Origin of the sequence: Sphingorhabdus profundilacus, assembly GCF_009769755.1 — a bacterium.
Taxonomy (GTDB): Bacteria; Pseudomonadota; Alphaproteobacteria; order Sphingomonadales; family Sphingomonadaceae; genus Sphingorhabdus_B; species Sphingorhabdus_B profundilacus.
Genome location: NZ_SDWJ01000002.1, coordinates 635,999 through 660,679, shown reverse-complemented (window position 1 = coordinate 660,679; position 24,681 = coordinate 635,999). Strand labels below are relative to the sequence as shown.

At 55.5% G+C, this 24,681-nt stretch carries 23 protein-coding genes; 14 read left to right on the top strand and 9 right to left on the bottom strand.

The annotated features are described in order from the left end of the window. Window positions 1-19: 19 nt before the first annotated feature. The 6 genes from cysD (at window position 20) to EUU23_RS10940 (ending at window position 6,269) form a co-directional block, all read left to right on the top strand. Window positions 20-934 (top strand): sulfate adenylyltransferase subunit CysD, encoded by a 915-nt coding sequence (cysD, locus tag EUU23_RS10965; protein ID WP_160354151.1) that lies wholly within the window; start codon window positions 20-22, stop codon window positions 932-934. Then, window positions 934-2,850 (top strand): sulfate adenylyltransferase subunit CysN, encoded by a 1,917-nt coding sequence (gene cysN, locus EUU23_RS10960; protein WP_160354150.1) that lies wholly within the window; start codon window positions 934-936, stop codon window positions 2,848-2,850. The genes cysD and cysN overlap by 1 nt, the downstream gene beginning before the upstream one ends. An 8-nt stretch (window positions 2,851-2,858) precedes the next feature. After that, window positions 2,859-3,590, top strand: coding sequence for a 3'(2'),5'-bisphosphate nucleotidase CysQ (locus EUU23_RS10955; RefSeq protein ID WP_160354149.1), 732 nt, complete (start codon window positions 2,859-2,861; stop codon window positions 3,588-3,590). Window positions 3,591-3,631: 41 nt separating this feature from the next. Next, window positions 3,632-4,333 (top strand): Crp/Fnr family transcriptional regulator, encoded by a 702-nt coding sequence (locus EUU23_RS10950; protein ID WP_160354148.1) that lies wholly within the window; start codon window positions 3,632-3,634, stop codon window positions 4,331-4,333. Window positions 4,334-4,417: 84 nt separating this feature from the next. Then, a complete protein-coding gene (locus EUU23_RS10945; RefSeq protein ID WP_160354147.1) occupies window positions 4,418-5,320 on the top strand; it encodes a DMT family transporter in 903 nt (300 codons plus the stop codon). A 10-nt stretch (window positions 5,321-5,330) separates the two neighbouring features. After that, entirely contained in the window at window positions 5,331-6,269 is a 939-nt protein-coding gene (locus EUU23_RS10940) for a hypothetical protein (protein ID WP_160354146.1), read from the top strand. Here EUU23_RS10940 and EUU23_RS10935 read toward each other — a convergent pair. From EUU23_RS10935 to EUU23_RS10905, 7 genes are read right to left on the bottom strand one after another with little or no spacing between them, the layout of a single operon-like run. After that, entirely contained in the window at window positions 6,248-7,438 is a 1,191-nt protein-coding gene (locus EUU23_RS10935; RefSeq protein WP_160354145.1) for a serine hydrolase domain-containing protein, read from the bottom strand. The two genes, EUU23_RS10940 and EUU23_RS10935, sit on opposite strands and share 22 nt — an antisense overlap. Continuing rightward, window positions 7,435-8,229, bottom strand: coding sequence for an SDR family NAD(P)-dependent oxidoreductase (locus tag EUU23_RS10930; RefSeq protein WP_160354144.1), 795 nt, complete (start codon window positions 8,227-8,229; stop codon window positions 7,435-7,437). The genes EUU23_RS10935 and EUU23_RS10930 overlap by 4 nt, the downstream gene beginning before the upstream one ends. Beyond that, entirely contained in the window at window positions 8,229-9,011 is a 783-nt protein-coding gene (locus EUU23_RS10925) for an SDR family oxidoreductase (RefSeq protein ID WP_160354143.1), read from the bottom strand. Before EUU23_RS10925 ends, EUU23_RS10930 begins: the two co-directional genes overlap by 1 nt. A 37-nt stretch (window positions 9,012-9,048) precedes the next feature. After that, window positions 9,049-10,128, bottom strand: coding sequence for a phosphotransferase family protein (locus EUU23_RS10920; protein WP_160354142.1), 1,080 nt, complete (start codon window positions 10,126-10,128; stop codon window positions 9,049-9,051). Further along, on the bottom strand, window positions 10,125-11,213 hold the full coding sequence (locus tag EUU23_RS10915; protein ID WP_160354141.1) for a zinc-binding dehydrogenase: 1,089 nt from the start codon (window positions 11,211-11,213) through the stop codon (window positions 10,125-10,127). The genes EUU23_RS10920 and EUU23_RS10915 overlap by 4 nt, the downstream gene beginning before the upstream one ends. Further along, window positions 11,210-12,493, bottom strand: coding sequence for an acyl-CoA dehydrogenase family protein (locus tag EUU23_RS10910; RefSeq protein ID WP_160354140.1), 1,284 nt, complete (start codon window positions 12,491-12,493; stop codon window positions 11,210-11,212). The genes EUU23_RS10915 and EUU23_RS10910 overlap by 4 nt, the downstream gene beginning before the upstream one ends. Window positions 12,494-12,528: 35 nt before the next feature. Then, window positions 12,529-13,944, bottom strand: coding sequence for an MFS transporter (locus tag EUU23_RS10905; protein WP_160354139.1), 1,416 nt, complete (start codon window positions 13,942-13,944; stop codon window positions 12,529-12,531). Window positions 13,945-14,141: 197 nt separating this feature from the next. Between EUU23_RS10905 and EUU23_RS10900 the strand changes: the two genes are divergently transcribed. The 7 genes from EUU23_RS10900 to EUU23_RS10870 all read left to right on the top strand — a co-directional run bounded on the left by EUU23_RS10900 (window position 14,142) and on the right by EUU23_RS10870 (window position 21,385). Continuing rightward, window positions 14,142-15,302, top strand: a complete 1,161-nt coding sequence (locus tag EUU23_RS10900; protein ID WP_160354138.1) for an acyl-CoA dehydrogenase family protein — start codon at window positions 14,142-14,144, stop codon at window positions 15,300-15,302. 107 nt (window positions 15,303-15,409) lie between these two features. Further along, a complete protein-coding gene (locus EUU23_RS10895; protein WP_160354137.1) occupies window positions 15,410-16,546 on the top strand; it encodes an acyl-CoA dehydrogenase family protein in 1,137 nt (378 codons plus the stop codon). Between the two features lie 47 nt (window positions 16,547-16,593). Further along, complete coding sequence (locus tag EUU23_RS10890) at window positions 16,594-17,388, top strand: SDR family NAD(P)-dependent oxidoreductase (RefSeq protein WP_160354136.1); 795 nt, start codon at window positions 16,594-16,596, stop codon at window positions 17,386-17,388. After that, window positions 17,372-17,563: a hypothetical protein gene (locus EUU23_RS10885; RefSeq protein ID WP_160354135.1), complete on the top strand. Its 192-nt coding sequence runs from the start codon at window positions 17,372-17,374 to the stop codon at window positions 17,561-17,563. Before EUU23_RS10890 ends, EUU23_RS10885 begins: the two co-directional genes overlap by 17 nt. A 508-nt stretch (window positions 17,564-18,071) precedes the next feature. Next, on the top strand, window positions 18,072-18,710 hold the full coding sequence (locus EUU23_RS10880) for a hypothetical protein (protein ID WP_160354134.1): 639 nt from the start codon (window positions 18,072-18,074) through the stop codon (window positions 18,708-18,710). Between the two features lie 64 nt (window positions 18,711-18,774). Further along, a complete protein-coding gene (gene purL, locus EUU23_RS10875) occupies window positions 18,775-20,949 on the top strand; it encodes a phosphoribosylformylglycinamidine synthase subunit PurL (protein WP_160354133.1) in 2,175 nt (724 codons plus the stop codon). A 25-nt stretch (window positions 20,950-20,974) separates the two neighbouring features. Further along, window positions 20,975-21,385 (top strand): hypothetical protein, encoded by a 411-nt coding sequence (locus EUU23_RS10870; protein WP_160354132.1) that lies wholly within the window; start codon window positions 20,975-20,977, stop codon window positions 21,383-21,385. On the opposite strand, the gene EUU23_RS10865 is transcribed toward EUU23_RS10870, so the two are convergent. After that, window positions 21,382-22,953, bottom strand: coding sequence for an FAD-binding oxidoreductase (locus EUU23_RS10865; RefSeq protein ID WP_160354131.1), 1,572 nt, complete (start codon window positions 22,951-22,953; stop codon window positions 21,382-21,384). The genes EUU23_RS10870 and EUU23_RS10865 overlap by 4 nt on opposite strands. Window positions 22,954-23,184: 231 nt before the next feature. On the opposite strand from EUU23_RS10865, the gene EUU23_RS10860 reads away from it, so the two are divergent. Further along, window positions 23,185-23,859: a nitroreductase family protein gene (locus EUU23_RS10860; RefSeq protein WP_160354130.1), complete on the top strand. Its 675-nt coding sequence runs from the start codon at window positions 23,185-23,187 to the stop codon at window positions 23,857-23,859. A 3-nt stretch (window positions 23,860-23,862) separates the two neighbouring features. Here EUU23_RS10860 and EUU23_RS10855 read toward each other — a convergent pair whose 3' ends face one another. Beyond that, complete coding sequence (locus tag EUU23_RS10855; protein WP_160354129.1) at window positions 23,863-24,639, bottom strand: Coq4 family protein; 777 nt, start codon at window positions 24,637-24,639, stop codon at window positions 23,863-23,865. Between the last annotated feature and the right edge of the window lie 42 nt (window positions 24,640-24,681).

The window sequence follows — 24,681 nt, the reverse complement described above, 5'->3', positions numbered from 1 at the left end:
TTAAGGAGCTTGTATAGCGATGGCCCGCATATTGACCCATTTGGAACGACTGGAAGCCGAGAGCATTCACATCATGCGCGAGGTTGTCGCTGAATCCGAAAGGCCGGTGATGCTCTATTCGGTTGGTAAGGACAGCGCGGTGATGCTGCATCTTGCGCGCAAGGCTTTTTATCCTTCGCCTCCGCCTTTTCCGCTGCTGCATGTCGATACGACCTGGAAATTTCAGGAAATGTACAAGATGCGCGACCAAATGGCCAAAGAGAGCGGCATGGAGTTGCTCGTCTATCAAAATCAGGACGCTAAGGATCGGGGCATCAACCCGTTCGACCATGGTCCATTGCACACCGACATGTGGAAGACACAGGGTTTGAAAATGGCGCTAGATCAATTTGGATTTGATGCCGCCTTTGGCGGAGCGCGGCGTGACGAGGAAAAAAGCCGCGCCAAGGAACGCATATTCTCGTTCCGCACAGCGACGCACGGCTGGGACCCCAAGAACCAGCGGCCCGAATTGTGGAATCTTTACAATGCCCGCAAGACCAAGGGCGAAAGTATCCGGATTTTCCCCATCTCCAACTGGACCGAGCTGGACATCTGGCAATATATCCATCTGAACAACATCCCGATTGTCCCGCTCTATTTCAGCGCGAAACGACCGACCTTTGAATATCAGGGCCAATTGTTCATGGCTGACGATATTGAACGGCTGGAACGGGTGATGGGCAAACGCCCTGAAATAACCGAACGCTCGATCCGTTTCCGCACCTTGGGCTGCTTCCCGTTGACCGGCGCGGTTGAGAGCGATGCGAAAACCTTGCCTGAAGTTATTCAGGAAATGCTGTTGACCACCACGTCCGAACGTCAGGGCCGGGTCATCGACAAGGATGGCGGCGACGCCAGTATGGAAAAGAAAAAGCAGGAAGGTTATTTCTGATGTCGGACGCAGATACCATCTACAAGACCGACGCCCTCATCGCAGAGGATATCGACGCCTATCTGGAAACGCACCAGCATAAAAGCCTGCTGCGGTTCATTACCTGCGGCAGTGTCGATGACGGCAAATCAACCCTGATCGGACGGCTGCTTTACGACTCCAAGATGATCTTTGAAGATCAGTTGGAAGCGTTACAGGCCGACAGCAAGCGTGTCGGCACCCAGGGCCAAGAAATCGATTTTGCCCTGCTGGTCGACGGCCTTGCCGCCGAGCGGGAACAGGGCATCACTATCGATGTCGCCTATCGCTTCTTTGCCACCGAAAAGCGCAAGTTCATCGTAGCCGATTGCCCGGGCCACGAACAATATACGCGCAACATGGTGACAGGCGCATCCACCGCCGATCTCGCGATTCTGCTGGTCGATGCACGCAAGGGCATCATCGTGCAGACGCGCCGCCATGCTTATCTCGCGCACCTGATCGGTGTGAAGAACATCGTGCTGGCGGTCAACAAGATGGACCTCATCGGCTATGATCAGGACCGTTATAACGCCATTTGCGAGGATTTCCGCGCCTTTGTGCGCGAAGCGGGCATCGACGAAAATTTCACCTGCATCCCCATTTCGGGCCTGGCCGGCGACAACATAACGTCGCGTTCGGAAAACACGGCATGGTATCATGGTGCGACTTTGATGGAGTATCTGGAAACCGTCGAGTTGAACAACCAGCAAGACCAAAGCAAGGCATTCCGGATGCCGGTGCAATGGGTGAACCGCCCCAATCTCGACTTCCGCGGTTTTTCCGGTTTGATCTCCACCGGCTCGGTCAAGCCGGGCGACGCGGTTCGCGTCCTGCCGTCGGGCAAGACATCCACGGTGACCAGGGTCGTTACTCTCGACGGCGATCTGGACGAAGCCGTTGCGGGGCAATCCGTCACCATCTGCTTTGCCGATGAAGTCGATTGTTCGCGCGGCAATGTCATTTCCGTGGCCGACAATCCGCCTGAAGTATCTGACCAGTTTGAAACCACGATTGTCTGGATGGATGATGACCCCCTGCATGTAGGGCGATCCTATTGGTTGAAACTGGGCACCCAGATTGTATCGGCAACGGTGCAGCAGCCCAAATATACCGTCAATGTGAACACGATGGAGCATCTGGCCGCAAAGACACTTGAACTGAATGCTATCGGGGTTGCCGAGCTTGCCACCGACAAGCCCATCGTTTTTGAACCTTATACCGACAGCCGTGCGCTGGGCGGGTTCATCCTGATCGACAAGATCACCAACCGCACGGTGGGTGCAGGCATGCTGCACTTCAGCTTGCGCCGCGCACAGAATGTGCATTGGCAAGCAACCGACATCGGCCGCGAGGAACATGCCAATCTGAAAAACCAGAAGCCCCGTGTGCTATGGTTCACCGGCCTGTCGGGTTCAGGCAAATCGACCATCGCCAATGAAGTTGAAAAACGTCTGAACCTGATGAACCGCCACACCTTCCTTTTGGATGGCGACAATGTGCGTCATGGTTTGAACAAGGATCTGGGCTTCACAGAAGCTGACCGGATTGAAAATATCCGGCGCGTTGGCGAAGTGGCGAAGTTGATGACCGACGCAGGACTTATCGTCCTGACGGCATTCATCTCACCTTTCCGCGCCGAACGCGACATGGTCCGCGCCATGATGCCCGAAGGCGAGTTTGTCGAAATCTTCGTCGACACGCCGCTTGAGGTTGCCGAAGAACGGGACGTGAAGGGCCTCTACAAAAAGGCGCGGAGCGGCGCACTGAAGAATTTCACTGGTATCGACAGCCCCTATGAGGCACCGTTCAATCCTGAAATTCGCGTCAATACAGTCGAGATGACAGCGGCAGATGCCGCCGAGCATATCATCCGTCTCCTGATGCCCCTGAAGTGAGGTTGGAGATGAATGACAGCGAATTGGCAGCGCATCTGGCAGACGTTGCAGGGCGATTGTTACTCGAAGTGCGGGCCTCTGGCTTGCTCAGCCTGAAAGCGTTGGGCAAAGCAGGCGATCAGACGGCGAACCAGTTCCTGTGCCACGCGTTGCGCGAACAGCGCCCCGATGACGGATTATTGTCCGAAGAAGAAAAGGACAATGCCGATCGCCTGTCCAGATCGCGCGTGTGGATCATTGATCCCGTCGATGGCACGCGTGAATATGGAGAGGAACGGACCGATTGGGCCGTGCATGTAGCGCTTGCGATAGACGGCGTGCCAACCATCGGCGCCGTTGCGCTTCCTGGACTTGCTCTGGTCTTACGTACAGATCAGCCCCGGCCCTTGCCCCCTGCGGCCGTAAAACCCCGGATGTTGGTTAGCCGTACCCGGCCTGCTGCCGAAGCCGTGGCGGTCGCCGAAAAAATCGGGGCCGACCTCGTACCCATGGGCAGCGCAGGCGCGAAGGCAATGGCAGTTGTACGCGGGGAGGCGGAAATTTATCTGCACACCGGCGGCCAATATGAGTGGGACAGCTGCGCGCCCGCAGCCGTCGCAGCGGCTTATGGCCTGCACATCAGCCGGGTCGACGGCAGCCCGCTCGTCTACAATCAGGCCGACGTCTATATGCCCGACCTTCTGATCTGCCGCCCCGAATGGGCCGAACCCGTTTTAGGGCTGGTCCGCGAATTCGGCTAATTCGGTTTGTCACAGATCGGGAAAGTTGCTACCCGCAAGGAATGAGCGATTGTACGCAATGTGTTGTCCGCAACAGGGCCATTTGTTCGGGGTTAAAACCTGACGAGCTGGCTATGCTGGGACAAAAAGGCAGAAAGCAATCGGTGCGCCGTGGGCAAACTCTCGTTTGGGAAGGCGATGATGCGCTGGTCGTTGCCAACGTCATTTCTGGTGTTTTGAAATTAAGCGTGTCTACCGCCGATGGTCGCGAACAGATTGTCGGCGTCGTATTTCAATCCGACTTTATCGGACGACCTTTCGGGAAAGAAAGCCCCTATAGCGTGACCGCTTTAAGCGATGCTGAAGTGTGCGTTTTCCAGCGTTCGGCTTTTGACCAGTTCGCACGAGAACACCCGGACTTGCAGCATAAACTTTTGCAACGCACCCTGATCGAACTGGACGAAGCGCGCCAATGGATGATGTTGCTTGGCAAGAAGACCGCCGAAGAGCGGATTGCAACCCTGCTTATCCGCATATCCGAACGGTTAAGCGCCGACGGATGTTCGGGACCTGTGTTAAATCTGGATGAGTTTGAATTGCCGATGGATCGCCAGCAGATGGCAGATATTTTGGGGCTGACCATCGAGACTGTAAGCCGGCAACTAACCCGCATTAAAGCGAGCGGGGTCATCACATTGCCAGATCGCCGTCGCGTGGTTATCAATGACCGAAGTGCGCTGAAACACCTCGCCGAAGCTGCATAACCGCATCCATTGAGTGTGTTGGTTATTCACCCGCCGGTCTGGTAGCGTCTTGAGCTTTCTTTCATTCTGTCCCAATGCGACTCTATGTCCGGTTTGCACCCTCGTCCTTTCATACCATTTTTGGTAGCTTGTGCTGGCATAGGGACATTCTCCCTGATGGATGCTGCGATGAAAGATCTGGCCTTGGCGCTCGGCTCTTTCAATGCGGTGATGTGGCGCAACAGTCTGGGCGCGCTGTTCATGGGTATCCTATTTGTCGCAATGCGTCAGAAATGGCCGGATAAAGCAGTGCTGAAGCTGCATCTGTGGCGCAGCATGGTGGTGTCCGTCATGGCGGTCAGCTTTTTCTGGTCGCTCACCAAATTACCATTAGCCGAAGCCATCGGGCTTAGTTTTATCGCGCCGGTTGTGGCACTATATCTTGCTGCAGTTCTGCTGGGCGAAAAAATCGGGCGCGCGGCCATCTGGGCGTCGCTAGCCGGGTTGGTTGGCGTCGCCATTATCTTGGTGGGCCGGTTGAGCGGGCACTATACGATGGGCCATCTTTGGGGTGCAGCCGCCGTCTTGTTCTCAGCTGTCATCTTTGCCTATAATCTAATACTTGCGCGCCAACAGGCGCAATTGGCAGGACCAATAGAGATTGCTTTTTTTCAGAACCTGTTTGTCGCAGTAACATTGAGTTTTGCCGCTCCATGGTTTTTAGAACCGATGCCAGCGGACAAAGCGCCAATGCTTGCAGGCGCCGCGGCTCTGGCAACGATTTCGCTTTTGCTTTTAAGTTGGGCCTATGCACGGGCCGAAGCGCAGATTCTGATACCGGTGGAATATACTGCTTTCGTCTGGGCGGCCTTGTTCGGCTGGTTGTTTTTTGCCGAGCCAGTGACATGGCCGGTCTTGTTCGGCACGGCGTTTATTGTATGCGGTAGCCTGATCGCCGCTCGGGCAAAACCGTCCCCTGTTAATCAAGTCGAAATCGCTTCGGTTTAAATAAAGTGACATGACCGTCGCAACATATTGGTCGGCATTTGGCCGCAGAATCGGTGCGTGGCAACATGGCCGTGCGGTGCAATCGATATTGGATACCCCGCCCATTGAGCCGCTCGACGACGGTGTCATTCTGTTTTCGATGATCGGCACGGCCGTCTTGTTACCCTATCTGGTTGCGGTCAAATCGATCCATGCTCAATTGCAGAGGGGCCGGATCATGCTTCTAGATGACGGCACACTAACAACGGCTGACAAGGCGCATCTGGCTTACCATTGTGGCAATCCACCGATATTGACCATTGCCGATATCTCCACCGCCCCTTGCCCCAAAGGCAATTGCTGGGAACGGCTGTTGGCCATATTGGATTTGCGGCGTGGCAATTATGTTATCCAGCTGGACTCCGATACCGTCACGCTGGGCCCGGTGCCCGAAATTGTGGCAGCCATCGATGCGAACCGCAGCTTCACCCTTGGCGGCGGGTTGGAGGACGTTCAACATGGTTTCATGACCATCCCGAAGATGGTCGACACGATCTATCCCGATGGCCCGATCTATCCGCATATCCAATCTGTTATTGAAGCGTCCTTGCGTGATGTGCGGGGTGCCGCCGGCCTAAAATACATTCGCGGCTGCGCGGGCTTTGCCGGATTTGCGCGATCAGCCGACGGTCGTGCCATGGCTGAGCGCTTTGCCCAGGATGCTGGCCGCGCCGTGGGTCCCCGCTTTAGCGAATGGGGCAGCGAGCAAGCCGCGTCCAACTTTGTGATCGCCAACGATCCGGATCCGATCCAGCTACCCTATGACCGCTATACCAACCATTGGGAAGAGGACTTGCCGCCGGACCCGGCCTTCATCCACTATATCGGTACCTACCGATATGACCGCGGCAGTTACGTCGCATCGACCCGGCGGGCTATCGCAATGCTTCAGGCGGCAAGGGCCGAATAGATCATCGTTTTGATTTCGCGCCGTACCGGGTAAGTGGTGGACGGCATCAGTTGAGTCATGAAGATCATGATGATATCTTCAACCGGGTCCACGAAGAAGGCGGTGGAATACATTCCGCCCCAATAAAAGTCACCGTTCGAGCAGGGAACCAATGTTGCCGCATTGTCGATGGTTGTGGCAAAGCCAAGGCCAAAGCCGATGCCCGCCATGTCTGCTTCGCTGAACAGCGACTTTGACATCTGGGTCAAATCCCTGCCGCCGGGAAGGTGATTGGCGGTCATCAATTCCAATGTTTTGGGGCTGATGATTTGGACACCGTCCAGTGCGCCGCCATTTAAGAGCATGCGGCAAAAACGGTGATAGTCCGCAACCGTCGAAGCCAAGCCACCGCCGCCGGAATTGAATGACCAGCCTTTGGCCCAAAGACTGTCGCTGCCCGCTTTGTCGGATAGCTTTAACTTCGTCTCTGCGTCGAAAACATAGGCTTCCGGCAAGCGTCCAGCCTTGTCCGCAGGCACTGTGAAGAACGTATCATTCATTCCTAGTGGCTGAAAAATCTGGTGCTGGAAATACTCCGCCAGCGTGTGGCCGCTAATCCGTTCGACCAATATCCCGAGAATATCGGTCGCAACCGAATAGTTCCACTCGGTTCCCGGGTCGAACTCCAAAGGTATTTGGGCCAGTGTGTCGATAAAGCTTTGCGATGTATTGCGGGTCCAGCTTTCGAGGTCCGTCTTGCGATGGGCCGCGTCAATATTGCTGCGTTCCTGAAAGCTGTAGGTGAATCCAGCTGTGTGGCGCAGGATATCCACGATCCGCATGGGCGATGCGGGCGGGCGTGACACGAACGGCACATTGCCACCGCCGGCTACAAAGACGCCGAGCTTGGCAAATTCCGGTATATATTTGGCCACTGGATCGGTGAGAGCCACCTTGCCCTGTTCGACCAACTGCATAAACGCCACTGAAGTGACCGGTTTGGTCATCGACGCAATGCGGAATATGGCGTCATCGGCGACGCCTGAATTCCAGTTGAGCGCAATATCATCGCCGCGACCGACCAGCAGCGACGCAAAAGGCAGTTTCCCGTTGTCGAGATAATTTGCTTGCACAAATTCCGGTATACGGGCCAGCCGGTCCGGCAGAAATCCGAGTTCGTCCGCGCTCATACTGCTGTTTGTCCTGTCAATTGCCGGGTTACCGGATGGGAGCTTGAAAGGCCGCCGTCAACCGCAATAGCCTGTCCGTTGACATAGCTTGCCTGATCGCTGGCAAGGAACAGTGCTACATTGGCAAGCTCCTCGGGTTGCGCGCCCCGGCGCAGGGGGTTGAGACGACCGATTTTGTCGGTGACGCCCTTTTCCTTCGCATAATCAAATGTCGGTTTGGTCATGCCGGTTTCAGTGAGACCTGGGCAGATTGCGTTGCAGCGGACGTTGGTGCCTGATAATTGCTGCGCCGAAACCTTGGCCAGATTGATAACACCTGCCTTGGAAGCTGAATAAGGTGGTCCGCCCGCACCGGAACGGATACCGGCGACGCTGGCGGTCAGGATGATCGAACCGCCATGTCCGGCGTCAACCATAGCTTTGCCTGCATGCTTGACCATCAGCCAGGGACCGATAAGGTTCACCCGCAAAACGCTGGTGAAATTCTCGACCGTGTTATCGAAGATACCCTCCATACCGCCGGAGATTCCGGCATTGGCAAAGGCGATATCAAGATGTCCATGCAATTCGATTGCCTTGGCGACTAGGGCGGAGACATCGGCTTCATCGCCTGCGTCCATTTGCACAGCGGTTGCCGCTGCGCCGATCATTTCAGCAGTGTCATCCACCGATGCAGCCATATCGCCCAAAACGACTTTGGCGCCTTCAGCAGCAAAACGTAGAGCCGATGCGCGGCCAATACCTGATCCTGCGCCAGTTATGATGGCAATTTTGCCGTCCAAAGCACCCATTAGCCTACTCCTCCACCACTGCTGGTGACGCCACCGTCGATCACCATTGTCTGACCCGTCATAAACGCCCCTGCTGGCGATGCCAGAAAAACCGCCGCGCCTGCAATTTCATGCGGTTCGCCAATTCGTTTGAGCGACGCGGTCGCCGTGGACCGTTTCAGCGTTGCCGGATCGTCCCACAATGCCTTGGCAAAATCGGTCTTGATCAGCCCCGGCGCTATGCAGTTCACCCGCACGCCCTTGGGGCCATATTCGTCTGCCAGATTACGGGCGAGCTGCATATCGGCCGCCTTGGAAATGCAATAGGCACCGATCACCGAAGAGCCTTTCAGGCCGCCGATAGACGAAATAATCGTCACGGAACCTTCCCCGCGCTCCACCATTTCCGGTACGACCATGGAAATCAGCCAGTTGTTGGCGACGATATTATTGGTCAGAATTTTATGGAACGCTTCGTCCGGAATGTCGGCCATCGGGCCATAATAAGGATTTGATGCCGCATTGCAGACTAGGGCCGTGATTTTGCCAAAAGCTTTGCGCGTTTCATCAACCAGATTTTGGAGGCTTTCCTTCGACGAAATATTGGCGGCGATAGCAATGGCGGTGCCTTCGCCATATTTGCCGTTGATATCGGCCGCAACTTCTTCGCAGATATCGAGCTTGCGGCTGGAAATAACGACCTTGGCGCCCTGTTCGGCCATTTCCCATGCAATCGCCTTTCCGATCCCGCGTGATGAACCGGTGATGACGGCCACTTGGCCGGTCATGTCGAATAGCGACATCTTCTTCTCCTTTACTTCGCAAAACTAGGTCCTGACCCTAAGCGCCGGCTTTCTCCGCAAACCTCCACGCAGATTCTGCCAGCGGGAACACACGTTCTGCCATCGTCTGTGCGTGGGACGAGCTGGCGGTGCCGTCGATTACCCGCTTTTTGATGCCTTGGATAATCCCGGCAAGCCGGAAGAAATTATAGGCGAAATACCAGTTCATATCGGGCACACCATCGCGGCCCGTGGCGGCGCAATAGCGTTCGACCATCGCGTCGAGTTCCGGAATGCCGAGCGCGGTGCGATCCAGATCCATAACACCCGACCGCCCTTCGTTCTGCGTGACCCATGCCATGGCGACATAGGTGAAGTCGGCAAGGGGGTCGCCCAAAGTCGACAATTCCCAATCGAGCACAGCCCGGACGACAGGTTCCTTGGCGTCGAAAATCATATTGTCGATACGATAGTCGCCATGCACGACGCTGGTTCGCGTCTGTTCAGGCAGGGTCTTGGGCAGCCATTCGATCAATCGCTCCATTTCCGGCATCACTTCGGTTTCGGCGAGGCGATATTGTTTCGTCCAGCGTTCGACCTGTCGGCCAAAATAATTGCCGGGCTTGCCGAAATCGGACAAGCCTGCGGCCTCGACGTCGACATTATGCAACCCCGCCAACGTGTCGATCATAGCCTCGTAAGTTGCCTTGCGTTCGGCAGGGTTCGACCCGGGCATCGCGCCGTCCCAGATGGTGCGGCCTTCGACCATATCCATGATGTAGAACATGGTACCGATCACGCTTTCATCGGTGCACAAGCCATAAGGCTTTGCCACCGGAAATCCCGTTGGATGCAATCCGGCAATGACCTTAAATTCCCGGTCCACCGCATGCGCGCTGGGTAACAAAACGCCCAAGGGCTTACGCCGGAGCACATAAGAGCCGCTTGTGGCATTCAGCCTGTAAGTCGGATTTGACTGACCGCCGGCAAATTTCAATGCTTCCACCGGTCCTTCAAAACCGGCAACATTGGCCGACATCCATTCGGCAAGTTTAACCTCGTCCAACCTATCCGCGCCGGTCGGGGCTACGGTGCCGGAAAATGCGGTCTGTGCGTCAATGGGGGTAAGTTCAGTCATTGGTCAAATACGATGACCGAACGCGCCGCGTCGCCGCGTTTCATTTTGTCAAAGCCTTCATTTATGCGTTCCAGTGGAATCGTTTCGGAAACGATGCTGTCGAGATCAAGCAACCCGCGCATATAGAAATCGACGAGGCGCGGAATATCGACAGGAAAACGGTTGCCACCCATGATGGCACCTTGCAGCTTCTTGCCGGACAAAAGGTCCATCGCGGACAGACCAACATGATGAGATAGCGGCATCATGCCAAGAATGGTGGCGGTGCCACCGCGTTTTAGCGATTTAACGGCCAATTCGCCCGACGCAGGTCTGCCGACTGCCTCAATGGCGTGATCGACACCGCCTTTGGTCAGCTCCTGAATCTGTGCCGCTGCATTGTCGGCCATGGCATCGACAACATCGGTTGCACCAAGTTTCAGGGCCAGGGCGCGCTTTTCTGGAATAGGGTCTGCCGCGATAATTCGGCCTGCGCCTGCAATTTTCGCTGCATTGATGGTAGCAAGGCCAACACCTCCACAACCGATAACCGCGACAGTTTCGCCGGGTGTCACTTTGCAGGCGTTGAAAATTGTTCCGGCACCTGTGGTCACAGCGCAGCCAATGACCGATGCCTTGTCCAGAGGCATTTCGGGGTTGATTGCAACACAGGCATGTTCGTGGACCAGCATCATTTCGGCATAGGCAGACAGATTGAGCATCTGGTTCATGATGCTCCCATCAGGCCGTGTGAGACGCGGGGCATCCCCTGCTTTGCGACGGGTGTCGCCGCCCAGGCACAACGACATCCGCCCGGTTACGCAATATTCGCAATGGCCGCAAAAGGCGGAAAGGCAGGTGACGACGGCATCGCCGACTTTAACAGTGCGAACTTCGCTGCCCACCGCCTCGACAATACCCGCCGCCTCATGCCCGGGGATGGCGGGCAAGGGGTGTGGATAGGTGCCTTCGATAAAGTGCAGGTCGCTGTGGCAAAGCCCGCAGGCCGCGGTGCGGATCAGCACCTCATGCGGCCCGGGGCTTGATATATTGACCTGCTCAATTTGAAGCGGTTTACCCGCTTCGATCAGAACGGCTGCTTTCACCGGGAAACCCCGATGTCGCCGCTCGACATGCCATCTTTGCCACGTCCGCCATGTTTACCCAGTTCCATACGTGCAATGGCTCTTGCATGTACTTCATCTGGACCATCGGCCAGCCGCAAGGTTCGCTGTCCGGCATAGGCATAAGCAAGGCCATAGTCGTTGGAAACGCCGCCACCGCCATGCGCCTGAATGGCATCATCGATGATTTTCAACGCCATATTGGGCGCCTGAACCTTTATCATCGCTATCTCGGCTGCGGCTGCTTTATTGCCGACCTTGTCCATCATATCGGCGGCCTTCAGGCACAGCAGGCGGGTCATTTCGATGTCGATACGCGCGCGTGCGATGCGTTCTTCCCATAGGCTGTGTTCGGCAATGGTCTTGCCGAACGCGACGCGGCTTTGCAGACGCTTGCACATTTTTTCGAGTGCTTCTTCGGCGGTGCCAATGGTACGCATACAATGGTGGATACGGCCCGGCCCGAGGCGGCCCTGCGCGATCTCGAAACCACGGCCTTCGCCAAGCAGCATATTGGAAGCAGGAATGCGGACATCCTTCAGTTCGATTTCCATATGGCCATGCGGTGCATCGTCATATCCGAACACGGGCAGATGGCGCAGGATATTCACGCCCGGGGCATCCAGTTCCATCAACACCATCGACTGTTGCGCGTGCCGTTTGGCTTCGAAATCAGTCTTGCCCATCACGATTGCGATTTTGCAGCGCGGGTCTCCGGCACCCGAGGACCACCATTTCACACCGTTCAGCACATATTCGTCGCCTTCGCGGCGAATCGAGGTTTCGATATTGGTGGCATCCGACGACGCAACTGCAGGCTCGGTCATCAAAAAGGCCGAGCGGATTTCGCCGTTCATCAACGGGATCATCCATTTCTGCTTCTGCTCCGCGCTGCCGTAACGCAGGAACACCTCCATGTTTCCGGTGTCCGGGGCAGAACAGTTGTAAACTTCGGACGCCATGCCTATCCGGCCCATTTCTTCGGCGCACAAGGCATATTCCATATTTGTAAGGCCGGGGCCTTCAAAATGAACGCTATCGTCGACATGCGGACGGCCCGATCCGGGGGGCATGAACAGGTTCCAAAGGCCTGCTGCCTTGGCGCGCGCCTTTTCCTCTTCCACAACCTGCAGGACTTTCCAACGACCGCCCGTTGCCTGCTCGGCATAATAATCGGCGACGCGTGGGCGGATGAAGCGCTCGTTATGCTCGCGGATACGGTCCCGCCAATAGGTTTGCTTTTCAGTGAGATCGAAATCCATAATCTATCATCCTCTGCTAAATTTTAATTGACCGGTTAACTGGCAGACTCTGCTGCTGTGTTCAAGACACGCAAGCGTTCATTGTGACTTTCGCGCGAAATTGGGAAGTGCCGCAAGATGGATATGCCGATAAACCCGATAACCAGAAGCGCGAGCATATAAAATAATGCGAAGTTATGGAGTATTGCGATATCGATCTGGCCTGCCACGGCCTTTTCTGGAAAGGCGGAAAATGTCAAAATCATCCCGGCGATAAAAGTTCCGATCCCGACCGCGCATTTTTGCGTGAAGAAGTAACCTGCGAAAAACAGCCCTTCTGACCGTCTGCCGGTTTCGGCCTCGGATGCCTCGACCACATCGGCGAACATGGAATTGGTCAGGATCATCATACCAATGGCAGCACTGTTGGCAAAAATCGTAAAACCGAACATGAATATAGGCTGCGGATTAGCCATACCGCCTGGCACCATGTCGAACAGCCAGCAGCAATACAGCGCTGTGTTGGCCGATAAAGTCACAATGGCCAGCAGTATTGCACCATTTTTCTTGCCCATTTTTCGCGAAACCGAAGGAACGATGAAAAATGCAAGAACGACACCTAAAAACAGGACCAGTCCGTAATAGAGAAACTCCATACGCTCCAACTGCCAAACATAGCTCAGCAGGTAATTGCTGAGCGCGAAAGTCATGCCTTGGTTGATCAGGCCAAATAATGCCGCACAGGCCAGAATGACGAATGCACGGTTGGATAATGTTTCGCGCATTTCAAACAATGCCTGCCGTAAACTGTGCGCGGGGCGAGCGGCGGGCGATTGCCGGGCGACATAAGGATGCTGTGCCAAAGCCGAAAAAAGCACTGATCCGGTCATGATCAGCGCGCCGCATAATGAAAATGCATCATAGCCTTCAGGATCGCCAACGCCCTTTGCGTCGGTAAAAAACACGCCATAGGCCAGAATAAGAATGAACAATCCCCCGCCCCAGGCACAGAGCAGACGATAGCGCATCAGCACCGTGCGCTCATCATAGTCGGAGGTGATTTCGGGAACCAGTGCGATTGATGGAATTTCGCACATCGCAATCAGAAATCGGGCAAGAATGGCTGTCGCAAATAACCAAAGGAGCAAGCCGGTTTCACTCAAAGCGGGGGGATGCCATAATAACATCCAAGCCACGCCAACCGGAATGGCTGCTGAATAAAGCCACGGCAACCTTCGCCCCCAACGGCTTTGTGTCCGGTCACTCAGTTCGCCAATCACCGGATCGGCCAATGCATCAAAAATCAGCGCGGCCATGATGACGGTACCCACAAGGCCCGCATCCAGCCCCATAACCTGATTGTAGAAAATCAGCAGGAAGACGGAAAATCCGTTATCTTTGATTCCATAAGCAACCGCGCCCAGGCCATGGAATATCTTCAACGACGATGGAAGGCTTTTGGAGCTTGTCATACGGCGCGCGAAAACGTTCTTCTGGCGACGAATCGCATGTCCTTATACTCCTCTAACAGGCGACTATGCTAGGCTTGCGCCCCGGCCTGTCAATTGGCACGCTTTTGACGTTACGGCATACATCGCTCTTTGATAAGCGCTTGCCTTTCCTCGCGCTAAAGCCCAAAATTTAGCCAAGCAATTAATTGGAGAGCGCCATGTCCGAACTTGAAACTTTCCGCGCGGAAGCGCGCGCCTGGTTGGAAGAAAACTGCCCGCCTGAAATGCGTACCCCGGTCAAAGGGGATGAAGATGTCTGCTGGGGCGGCCGTAATTTCAAGTTCCAGAGTGAAGCCCAGAAACTCTGGATGGAGCGCTGCGCCGCCAAAGGTTACACCGTTCCCGATTGGCCCAAGGCTTATGGCGGAGCCGGTCTCAGCCCTCAGGAGGCCAAGGTTCTGCGTCAGGAAATGGCAAAGCTGGGCTGCCGCAGCCCGCTGAACAGCTTCGGCATCTGGATGCTCGGGCCTGCATTGCTGCAATTCGGTACCGAAGAACAGAAGGTGCATTATCTGAACCAGATCGCGCGCGGCGAAATCCGTTGGTGCCAAGGCTATTCCGAGCCGGGATCGGGCAGCGACCTTGTGTCGATGCAAACCTATGGTGAGGACAAGGGCGACCATTGGGTCGTCAATGGCCAGAAAATCTGGACCTCTTATGCTGATCAGGCCGACTGGATTTTCTGTCTTGTCCGTACCGACAAGACGAACAAATATCAGGGAATCAGCTTCCTGTTGTTCGATATGGAAACGCCGGGCGTTTCAACAAAGCCCATCAAACTGATTTCAGGCAATTCGCCTTTTTGTGAAACCTTCTTCGACAATGTTGTTGTGCCCAAGCACCAGATTGTGGGCGAACTGAATCGCGGATGGGACGTTGCGAAATATCTGCTCGGGCATGAGCGTGAGATGATTTCGGGAATGGGCGGCGATGGCGGCGTAACCTCCATCGGTGCCGCGATGAAAGCAGTGCTGGCCGAGGAGCCTGTACTGCGCGCCCAAATGGCGCTGTTCGACGTCGACAACCTGACCTTCCGCGCCCATGGCGAACGGTTCATGGACGAATGGAAAACCGGCAAGGCGCATCCTGCCTATTCCAATTTGATGAAATATGTCGGCACCGAACTGAATAAGAAACGGAACGAACTGGTGATGTCGATTGGCGGAAGTCAGGCACTGGAATGGGAGAGCGAGCGCTCCAATGGAGGGTCGAAGGCGCGCAATTGGTTGCGGACCAAGGCGAACTCGATCGAAGGCGGTACCAGTGAGGTTATGCTGAATGTCGTATCCAAACGCATTCTTGAAATGCCGGGAGCTTAGCTCCCCTCCCGCCTGCGGGAGGGGCCGGGGGAGGGCCACGACCGACGCAATCTCACCCTCCCCTAACCCCTCCCGCGGGCGGGAGGGGAATTGAAGGATTGAATAATATGGCGATGACATTGAACGATGACCAGACCATGCTCCGCGACAGCGCGCGCGATTTCATGGCCAGCGAAGCGCCTGTCACCCATTTTCGCAAGTTTCGCGACATGGGTTGCAAGGATGGTTTCAGCCATGATTTGTGGAAGCAATTTGCCGAAATGGGTTTTACCGGAATTCTGATTCCCGAAGCCGATGGCGGCATGGGCATGGGACATATCGAAGCCGGTATCGTACTTGAAGAAATCGGGCGCAATCTGTCACCCTCACCATTTCTTTCTACCTCCGTCGCGGCAGTCGAGGCATTGAAGCTGGCGGACAAGGGCATGCGCGAACGCTGGTTTCCCGGCATCCTGGCAGGGGAAACGGTTATCGGCCTCGCCATCGATGAAGGCGTCAAGCACCGGCCTGAAAAAATCGCCTGCAAGGCAGAACGTAGCGGCAATGGCTTCAAGCTGTCGGGCCATAAGCAATTCGTCTTGCAGGGGACGTCGTCCGACATGTTGATCGTGGCAGCCCGCACAGCAGGTGCGGCTGGCGAGACGGACGGGCTGACCCTGTTCGCGGTCGAAAAGGGCGCGGCCGGAATGTCGATGGAGGCCGCACGGCTGGTCGATTCGGCCATGGCCGCGCATGTGACACTGGATGGCATACAGGTGGATGCGGATGCTGTTATCGGGGAAGTCGACGGCGGCTGGTCGGTTTTGGGCAAATTGCTCGACGCGGGCCGTGTGGGGGCCGCCGCCGAAATGGTGGGTGTCGGTTCCGGTGCGATGGATATGACCTTTGAATATCTGAAAACCCGCAAGCAATTTGATCGCGTCATCGGCGAATTTCAGGCTTTGCAGCACCGCGCCGCGCATCTTTATGGCGAGATGGAGGGCGCGCGTTCCATCGTGCTGAAGGCGCAGTCCTTGATGGACGATGGCCATGCCAAAGCGGAGCTTTATGTGGCCGCCGCAAAGGCAAAGGCGGGCCTAGCCTGCAATCTTGCCGTGCGCGAAGGGGTGCAGATGCATGGCGGTATCGGCATGACCGATGAATATGATATCGGCCTCTATATGAAGCGCGACCGGAGCCTGAACGAGTTTTTCGGCGACGCTTATTATCACGCCGACCGCGTGGCGACGATGAACGGTTATTGAGTAAACCCCCTTCCGTAAACGGGAGGGGGACTTGAAGGAGAAATTACATGGATTTACAGACTCTTTTCAGCCTCAATGACCGCGTCGCGGTTGTTACTGGCGGCTCCCGCGGGATCGGCAAGATGATTGTCGAAGGCTATTTGAATGCAGGCTGCGCGCGTATTTACATTAGCGCGCGTAAGGTTGACCAGATCGAAGCGACTGTCGCTGAATATGGCGACAGGGTAATTGGCCTGCCAAGCGATCTTTCGACAGTTGAAGGGTGCAATGCCTTGGCGGCGCAAATTGCCGAGCGCGAAGAAAAAGTTGATATCCTTGTGAATAACGCTGGCGCAGCCTGGGGGGCGGATTTCGGAACCGTCACAGACGCGCAATGGGACCGGGTGATGGATTTGAACGTCAAAGGCCTGTTCTTCCTGACACAGGCGTTGCATCCGTTGATGAAGAAGGCAGCGACCTTTGAACGGCCCGGCAAGGTTATCAATATTGCATCGATTGATGGTATCAAGATCAACCCGTGGCAGACCTATGCTTATCAGGCTTCAAAAGCAGCCGTTATTCACCTGACCCGCCGTTTGGCCGCAGAACTGGTCAAGGATAACATCTTGGTGAGCGGTATCGCGCCCGGCGCTTTCCAGTCGGAAATGAACAAGGCCGCGCGTGATCATGCCGATGCTGTTGCCAAGAATATTCCTTTTCCGCGAATCGGAACGCCCGAAGACATGGCCGGACTCGCGATCTTTTTGGCAGCACGTTCCGGCGACTATATCGTTGGCGACACACTGGCGTGCGATGGCGGGATTGCCTATTCCAGTTTGCCGGGCAATGGCATCGCACCCTGATTACAACCTTCCGTTACGGCATTGGGGCCAGTTGCAAAAGATGCAACTGGCCCTTTTCTTTTCGCAATTGCAGCAAAAGCAACTGGAGATTATCCAACCTGTCGACGGCAAGAAATTGCTGAAACGCACTTTAACCGGCGGGCACTCTCCTCCTCTCTCCCTCGCCCCCGGTTGAAACGAACGGCCTCCATGCACCGCGTGGGGGCCGTATTCGTTGGGGCGTTTGACTTGTTCTCCATTTTGTCCACCATGAATTGGCTCGGCTGTGGATAAGTTACCTTTTTCCCCTTTGTGCGACTCGGAATGTCATGACACCTTAAGGTCATCAGGCAAGACCGCTAAGATGCAAAACCGAACCGGAAACGGGAAAGTGGAGCGGAACAGAGGAAATGCAGGATCGCCAAATCAGCCGGCAGCCTGGTCGCAAGACCAAGGAAATGTGGCAGAGGCGGCGGGCACAAAGAAAACGAACATCAAGTGCGGCATCATGAAAGTGACGCAACGCCGGGTGGGACACCCAAAGTGCCAAGGCGAACCAATAGGGCTTTCGGGTCAGGTTGGGGAACCGGACGTCAGAAAGCGGAAAGAATGGCCCTTGTGGCCAAGGACTTCCAACATCAGACGCAGTGGGCGCTGGTAGCAATACCAGCGCCCATTTATTTTGCGGTGGGAGGGGTATCTGTATGTTTATCGGTCACTGGGCACCCGCCTTGGTCGTAGCAACTTCTAAAAATGCACCGAGCCTGCCCGTCCTTTTCATTGCGGCGCAACTGGTTGACTGGGCCTTTTTCCTGCTTCTGATATTCGGGATAGAGGCGATGCGGGTGACACCGGGCATATCGGCGATGAACCCCATGGATCTTTATTATATGCCCTTTACGCATAGTCTGCTGGGATCGTCGATCTGGGCTGCTGGATTTGGCATGCTTGTCTATGCCTTTAGTCGCAACCAATCTGCGGCGGTCATCGCCGCTTTGGTGGTTCAGTCCCACTGGTTTCTGGATCTGCTTGTCCATGTACCCGATTTGACACTGGCGGGGCGCGAGCCGAAGTTGGGTTTTGGGCTTTGGAACCATCCAGCCATCGAAATGCCGTTGGAACTCGTACTCACATTTGGTGCCTTGTGGTTCTTTGCGCTCAGAGCAAAGCCCAAGCGGCTGCCCCTGCTCGTTCTCGCCGCATTACTGCTCGCCTTTCAGGCGATAAACTGGTTCGGTCCGGTCGAACCCGAGGTCAGCTTGGGAACCAGCCTTTTGGCCTTTGTGGCGTTCGGTCTTGTAACCTTGGCGTCCTGGTGGACGGCCAGCAGCGCTTCTGCCTGAAACGAGCCCCTGAAACGAGCCAAAGCCACTGGCCAAAATCTTGCACCCTCGCTAAGGCGCAACCATGTCCGAGATCACACCCCAAATCGTTGCCGACCATGGTCTGAATGAAGAAGAATATGCGCGCATCCTACATGCGATGGGGCGCGAACCCAATTTGGTGGAATTGGGCATATTCTCAGTGATGTGGTCGGAGCATTGCTCCTACAAATCCTCGCGCATCCATTTGAAAAAACTGCCAACGACTGCGCCATGGGTCATTTGTGGCCCCGGCGAAAATGCCGGCGTTATCGACATTGGCGATGGGCCGAACGGCACCAGGCTTGCCGCGATCTTCAAAATGGAATCGCATAACCATCCCAGTTACATCGAACCCTATCAGGGTGCAGCCACAGGCGTCGGCGGAATCTTGCGCGATGTGTTCACCATGGGCGCGCGTCCTGTGGCCAACCTGAATGCGCTGCGTTTCGGGCGGCCCGACCATCCCAAGATGAAGCATCTGGTGCAGGGTGTGGTTGCAGGGATCGGCGGTTACGGCAATTGCGTTGGTGTGCCCACTGTGGGCGGTGAAACCAATTTTCACCCCGCTTATGACGGCAATATTCTGGTCAACGCCATGACCGTGGGCATCGCTGACCAAGACAAGATTTTCTATTCGGCGGCAACGGGCGTGGGGAACCCCATCGTCTATGTAGGTTCCAAGACGGGCCGCGATGGCATCCATGGTGCGACGATGGCATCAGCCGACTTTGGCGAAGATACCGAAGAAAAGCGGCCCACGGTGCAGGTCGGCGATCCGTTCACCGAAAAACTGCTGATCGAGGCTTGCCTTGAATTGATGGCGTCGGACGCGATTGTCGCGATTCAGGATATGGGTGCGGCAGGACTGACCAGCTCCAGCGTCGAAATGGCGACCAATGGCAAGGCCGGAATCATTCTCGACATGGACAAGGTTCCGTGCCGCGAGGAAGGCATGACGCCTTATGAAATGATGCTGTCCGAAAGTCAGGAACGCATGTTGATGGTCCTCAAGCCGGGCCGCGAGGAATTTGCCAAGGCCATTTTCGACAAATGGGAACTTGATTTTGCAGTGATCGGTGAGGTTACCGACACCGGCCATATGGTGCTGACATGGAAGGGCGAGGTCGTGTGCGATATCCCGCTCGGCCCGCTTGCCGAAGACGCGCCGCTTTATGACCGGCCTGCCGCGTCGAAGGAAGAGTATAAGGCGTGGGCCAAGGTCAAACCGCTCGGCGACATCCCGGAAAGCACCGACATTGGTGCGGATTTGCTCAAATTGATGGCCTGTCCCGATCTCGCTTCGCGCGCTTGGATCTGGCAGCAATATGATAGCCAGGTGGGCGGCGACACGGCGCAGCTTTCTGGCGGCGACGCAGCCGTGGTCCGTATTCACGGCACCAACCGCGCGCTGGCGATGAGCACTGACTGCACGCCGCGTTATTGCTACGCCGACCCGTACGAAGGCGGCAAGCAGGCGGTGGCCGAGACCTATCGCAACATCTGTGCCGTGGGTGCCACGCCGCTGGCCATTACCAACTGCCTCAACTTCGCCAACCCGCAGCGGCCCGAAATCATGGCACAGATTGTCGGGTGTTTGGAGGGCATGGCCGACGCCTGCCGCGCGCTCGATTACCCCATCGTGTCGGGCAATGTGAGCCTCTACAATGAAAGCAAGGCGACCGGTGGTGGCAGCGCGATTTTACCGACACCCGCGATCGGCGGCGTGGGTGTGCTCGAAGATGTGAGCAAGATGGCAACAATCGGGTTCAAAACGGAGGGCGATGTCATATGGCTTTTGGGCCAACAAGGCGCGCATCTTGGTCAGTCGCTATGGCTGCGTGAAATTGCCGGACGCGAAGATGGCGATGCCCCGGCGGTCGACCTGGAGCAGGAGCGGCAGCTGGGCGGGCAGGTGCGGCAGCTTGTAGCGAGCGGCACGGTAAACGCGGTCCACGATGTCAGCGACGGCGGCCTTCTGGTTGCGCTGACGGAGATGGCGCTGGCGGGCAAAAAAGGCTGTACGCTTTCGGCGGTGCACAACACGGTTCAGGCATTTGGTGAGGATCAGGGTCGCTATGTTTTGACCACGCCGCGAGGGGTAACTTTGCCAAATGCTATGCCAATCGGCACTGTGGATGGAAGCAGGGTCGCCGACGTTGAATTGGCCGATCTGCGGGCGGCGCATGACAGCTTCTTCAAAGAGTGGATGGAACAATGAATACCCCCACCGGATTATCCTAGTCATGATCACAGGATATTCCGGCAAACCATTGGTTCAAAAACTGGGCTATAAAGACGGGATGCGCGTGTGGTTTGATTCCATGCCCGATAGCGTCCGCGCGGAAATTGCCGAGGCAGGGCTGAAGTTTTCCGAAGAGCTGGTCCCTACAGCAGGTGTTTTTGCAGCGCACTTATTTGTGACTGACAGAATAGCCTTGGCGGAAAAACTTGAGGCGCTCCGCAAGGTCATTGACCCTGCGGGCTTTATCTGGGTTAGCTGGCCGAAAAAGGCAGCAAAGGTCGCCACCGACATCACCGAAGACACTATCCGCGCAGTCATCTTACCCAGCAGCGATCTGGTCGATGTCAAGGTCTGCGCGGTCGATGCGATTTGGTCGGGCCTGAAGCTGATGATCCGCAAAGACCGACGTTAGGCATTCAACCCCACCGCATCGATGAAGTCATTGGAAAAGGCATCACGCTCTGCCTGGTCCGGCAATAGGGTCCGCCGTGCAACAATCCAGCGGTCGACATTTCCACCAAAGGCTGCGCGCACCCGGGCTTTGGTCAGATGGTTGGTTTTGCCCCAATGCATGGTGAATGGCATACCCGCCGCCTCGAACCGTTGCGCGACCAATTTGATCAATTTCTGCGTTGCCTGAGAATCGATGCCGTCAATGTCGATGACGCACGTTGGGTCATAGCGCGTGAAGGACAGGATGCCGGGCGATTTCTGGACATATCGGCAGGTAAGAACGACACCTGCCTTTTTATGGGCGCGAAAGGCCTCGGCCATGATTGCCAACGCATTGCTGACCTGCGCGAGGGGAACGCCAAAACCGCTGCTGGCGACCCCGCGCCGCGCGTCGGTAAATGTGTAGGTCTGGCCGGGCGTCCTCCACTTATCTGCTTTCCCTATTTCGCTTTGTTCTTTCAGCAGGATTTCCATCAACAGCCAAGTGGCAAGATCGCGAAAATCAGGACTGAGCGATATGATGTCGCCAATCAATTTTGGCAGGTCCGTGCCGTCACTATTTTCCTTTTTGAGATTATATGCGACGGGATGATTTGGCGGGCACACTTCCTTATAACGAACGGTGCAGAACACCTTGGCGCGGTCGCCATCTTCCCACAAATCGTCCGGGTCCATAATCGCCTGAAAGAAATAGGGTCGGCGGGTTTCGTCAGGAATTCCCGATCCTTGGAAATTGAGCGAGTTTAACGCTGCCTTGATGTTGCCATAACGGATTCGACGCAGCGAAGTGTTCAAAAGATATCGGCCCGTCGAACACAGCATGACCGCATGGACGATGCCCAGCGAACCGAGGCTGACAATCGCGGCCTCGAATAAATTGTCGTCCCGGATCAGTTCAGCGCCCAATCGGGCGGCAAATCCATCTTTCATGACTGGCGCGCTGGCGCGTTCGATCCACAAATTGCGGGTGGCCGACAATAGCTGTATGCCCACAACCTGACTTTCCATTCCGCCCACATCAATGGCTGAACCATGTACACCTGTGCCTAGTGCGCCCGCGATCGTCTGGCCATTGCTCGCACCGGATGTCCGCAGCGCTTTGCGGCGCTGGCTGTTCGGAAATACGCTATTGGGCGATTCGAGCGTCTCGTTTATCCGGGCAACCAAAGTCCCGCACTGGCAAAGCAAAAGTTCATCATGTGTTACGTTCGACGAAATATGCATATCGCCCGCAACAAAGGCAAAACGCCAGTCCAATTTGTTTGTTTCGACAATCCACCCATTGGCCGCCGTTGGTATATCGGAAAATGACCAATGCGCGCCCACAGCGCGGATCCGCTTTCCAGCTGCCAAAGCGTCTTGAATAATCTTTTGCAAACGCGCAGCCGTTGCCCGCATTCCAGCAAAAGAAGCAGATGCCGGCGTTTCATTTCGCACGGTCAGAATTTTTGCTACCGGAACACGCACATTTTCATGGTGGTTGATCCAGTCGACGGTATTGCGGACATCGATGAAACTGTCTGGCATAAGTCGCATTCTCCATGACTGACCGCTGCGGTTTTTTAACCTGCACGCTTTTTTCTTCGACCGACCGTGTCCTTATAATTTCAGGCTTCGGTTGCCATCGCAATGATAAAATAGGTTAACTGCTGGACTGTGAACGCACAAATTTAGGAGCCTCAGTTCTCGACGAGGATTATTATGTGATCACGGCCTGGAAGGCTGGCATAAGGCATAAGCTTTGGGTAGGTAGATGTTATGAAGCCGCATGATACCATCGCTTATTCCGCCCTTCCGTCTTATGAGGATGGTGAACGGATACAGCGGGCGCGGGCATTTTATGACGCGATTAAATCCAGACGGACTTGCCGTGAATTTTCCGACAGGCCAGTTTCGCGTGACATAATTGAATCGGCATTACTGGCTGCAGGTACGGCACCAAGTGGAGCCAATCACCAGCCATGGCATTTTGCGGTTATCACATCGACCGACCGGAAACGCGCATTGCGGGAAGCGGCAGAGGCAGAGGAACGCGAATTTTACGCAGGCAAGGCCAGCCAGGAATGGGTTGATGCCTTGGCCCCGCTTGGCACGGATGAGGTGAAGCCCTATCTCGAAACGGCACCTTATTTGATCGTTATTTTCGGGCAACGTCGCGGTGGGTTATATCCCGGCGATAACAAGCAGAATTATTATGTGAATGAAAGCGTCGGGATCGCGACAGGTTTTCTTATTGCGGCTCTGCATGATGCGGGCCTTGCGACCTTGACCCACACGCCTAATCCCATGAAATTTTTAAATGAAATTTGCGAACGGCCAAGCCATGAAAAGCCGGCTATGGTTCTTGTGGTTGGCCACCCGGCGCCGCACGCAACAGTGCCGGTGCATGCGACGATAAAAAAGCCATTGGACCAGATTTCCAGCTGGCTTTAGGTCCTAAGCAGGTGCCGCCAGAAGATTATAAGGATCGACCCCGCCAGAACGCATCGCTTCATGCGCCACGCGATATGCAATCGGATCGCCAATTCCCAGCCGTCTACGTGCGTCGGCCAGAGGCTCCTTCAGCAAAGCGACAATATCTTCGTGCACAATATTTTTGGCGGCATTGCCGATGCGATAACCTTCATGAACGGCTTTCATAATCGGGGCTGATCTTGCCACGCGACGTTTCAATTCGAACCCGCCTGCATAGGCGATAAAGCCAACACCAAGGTTGCGGTTCTGGGCATAGGTAAATGCCAACACGCATTGTTCGCCCAAAGCGTCCCTGCCATAGCCGGTTAGCACATGCAGCATGTCATGCGTGTCACGTAGCCGGTCGCCATAGTGGTCAATCCCGTCTTCAAAGCGAACACCGGCGCCTGTAAACTTTTCATATTCAGCTTCCAGACCTGCTGCACTTAGTCCTTCTCGCTCCATGAAGTCGACATAGGCCCGGCCCACCGTACCACCCGGAAGTTGTTTGAGTGTCGCATGGTCGTCCAGTATATCGATCAGCCGCTGGTTCGATGCTAATATCAGCTGTCCCTTTTCACTATACCAGAAGCGGCTGGCAATATTACGGAATTTGCGTCCGCGAAGCGCGGCGATAATATGGAACACCTGTTCCGTATCTTCTTTGTCAGCGATCAATTTACGGAAATGGTGCAGCGCTTTTAGCGGTCGAAACTCGCTCAACGGCCGTTCGGGATGATGAAATGGGACAGACGTCAACGGAGGCACTCCATTTGATAGATTTATAGTCAGATAATTGTT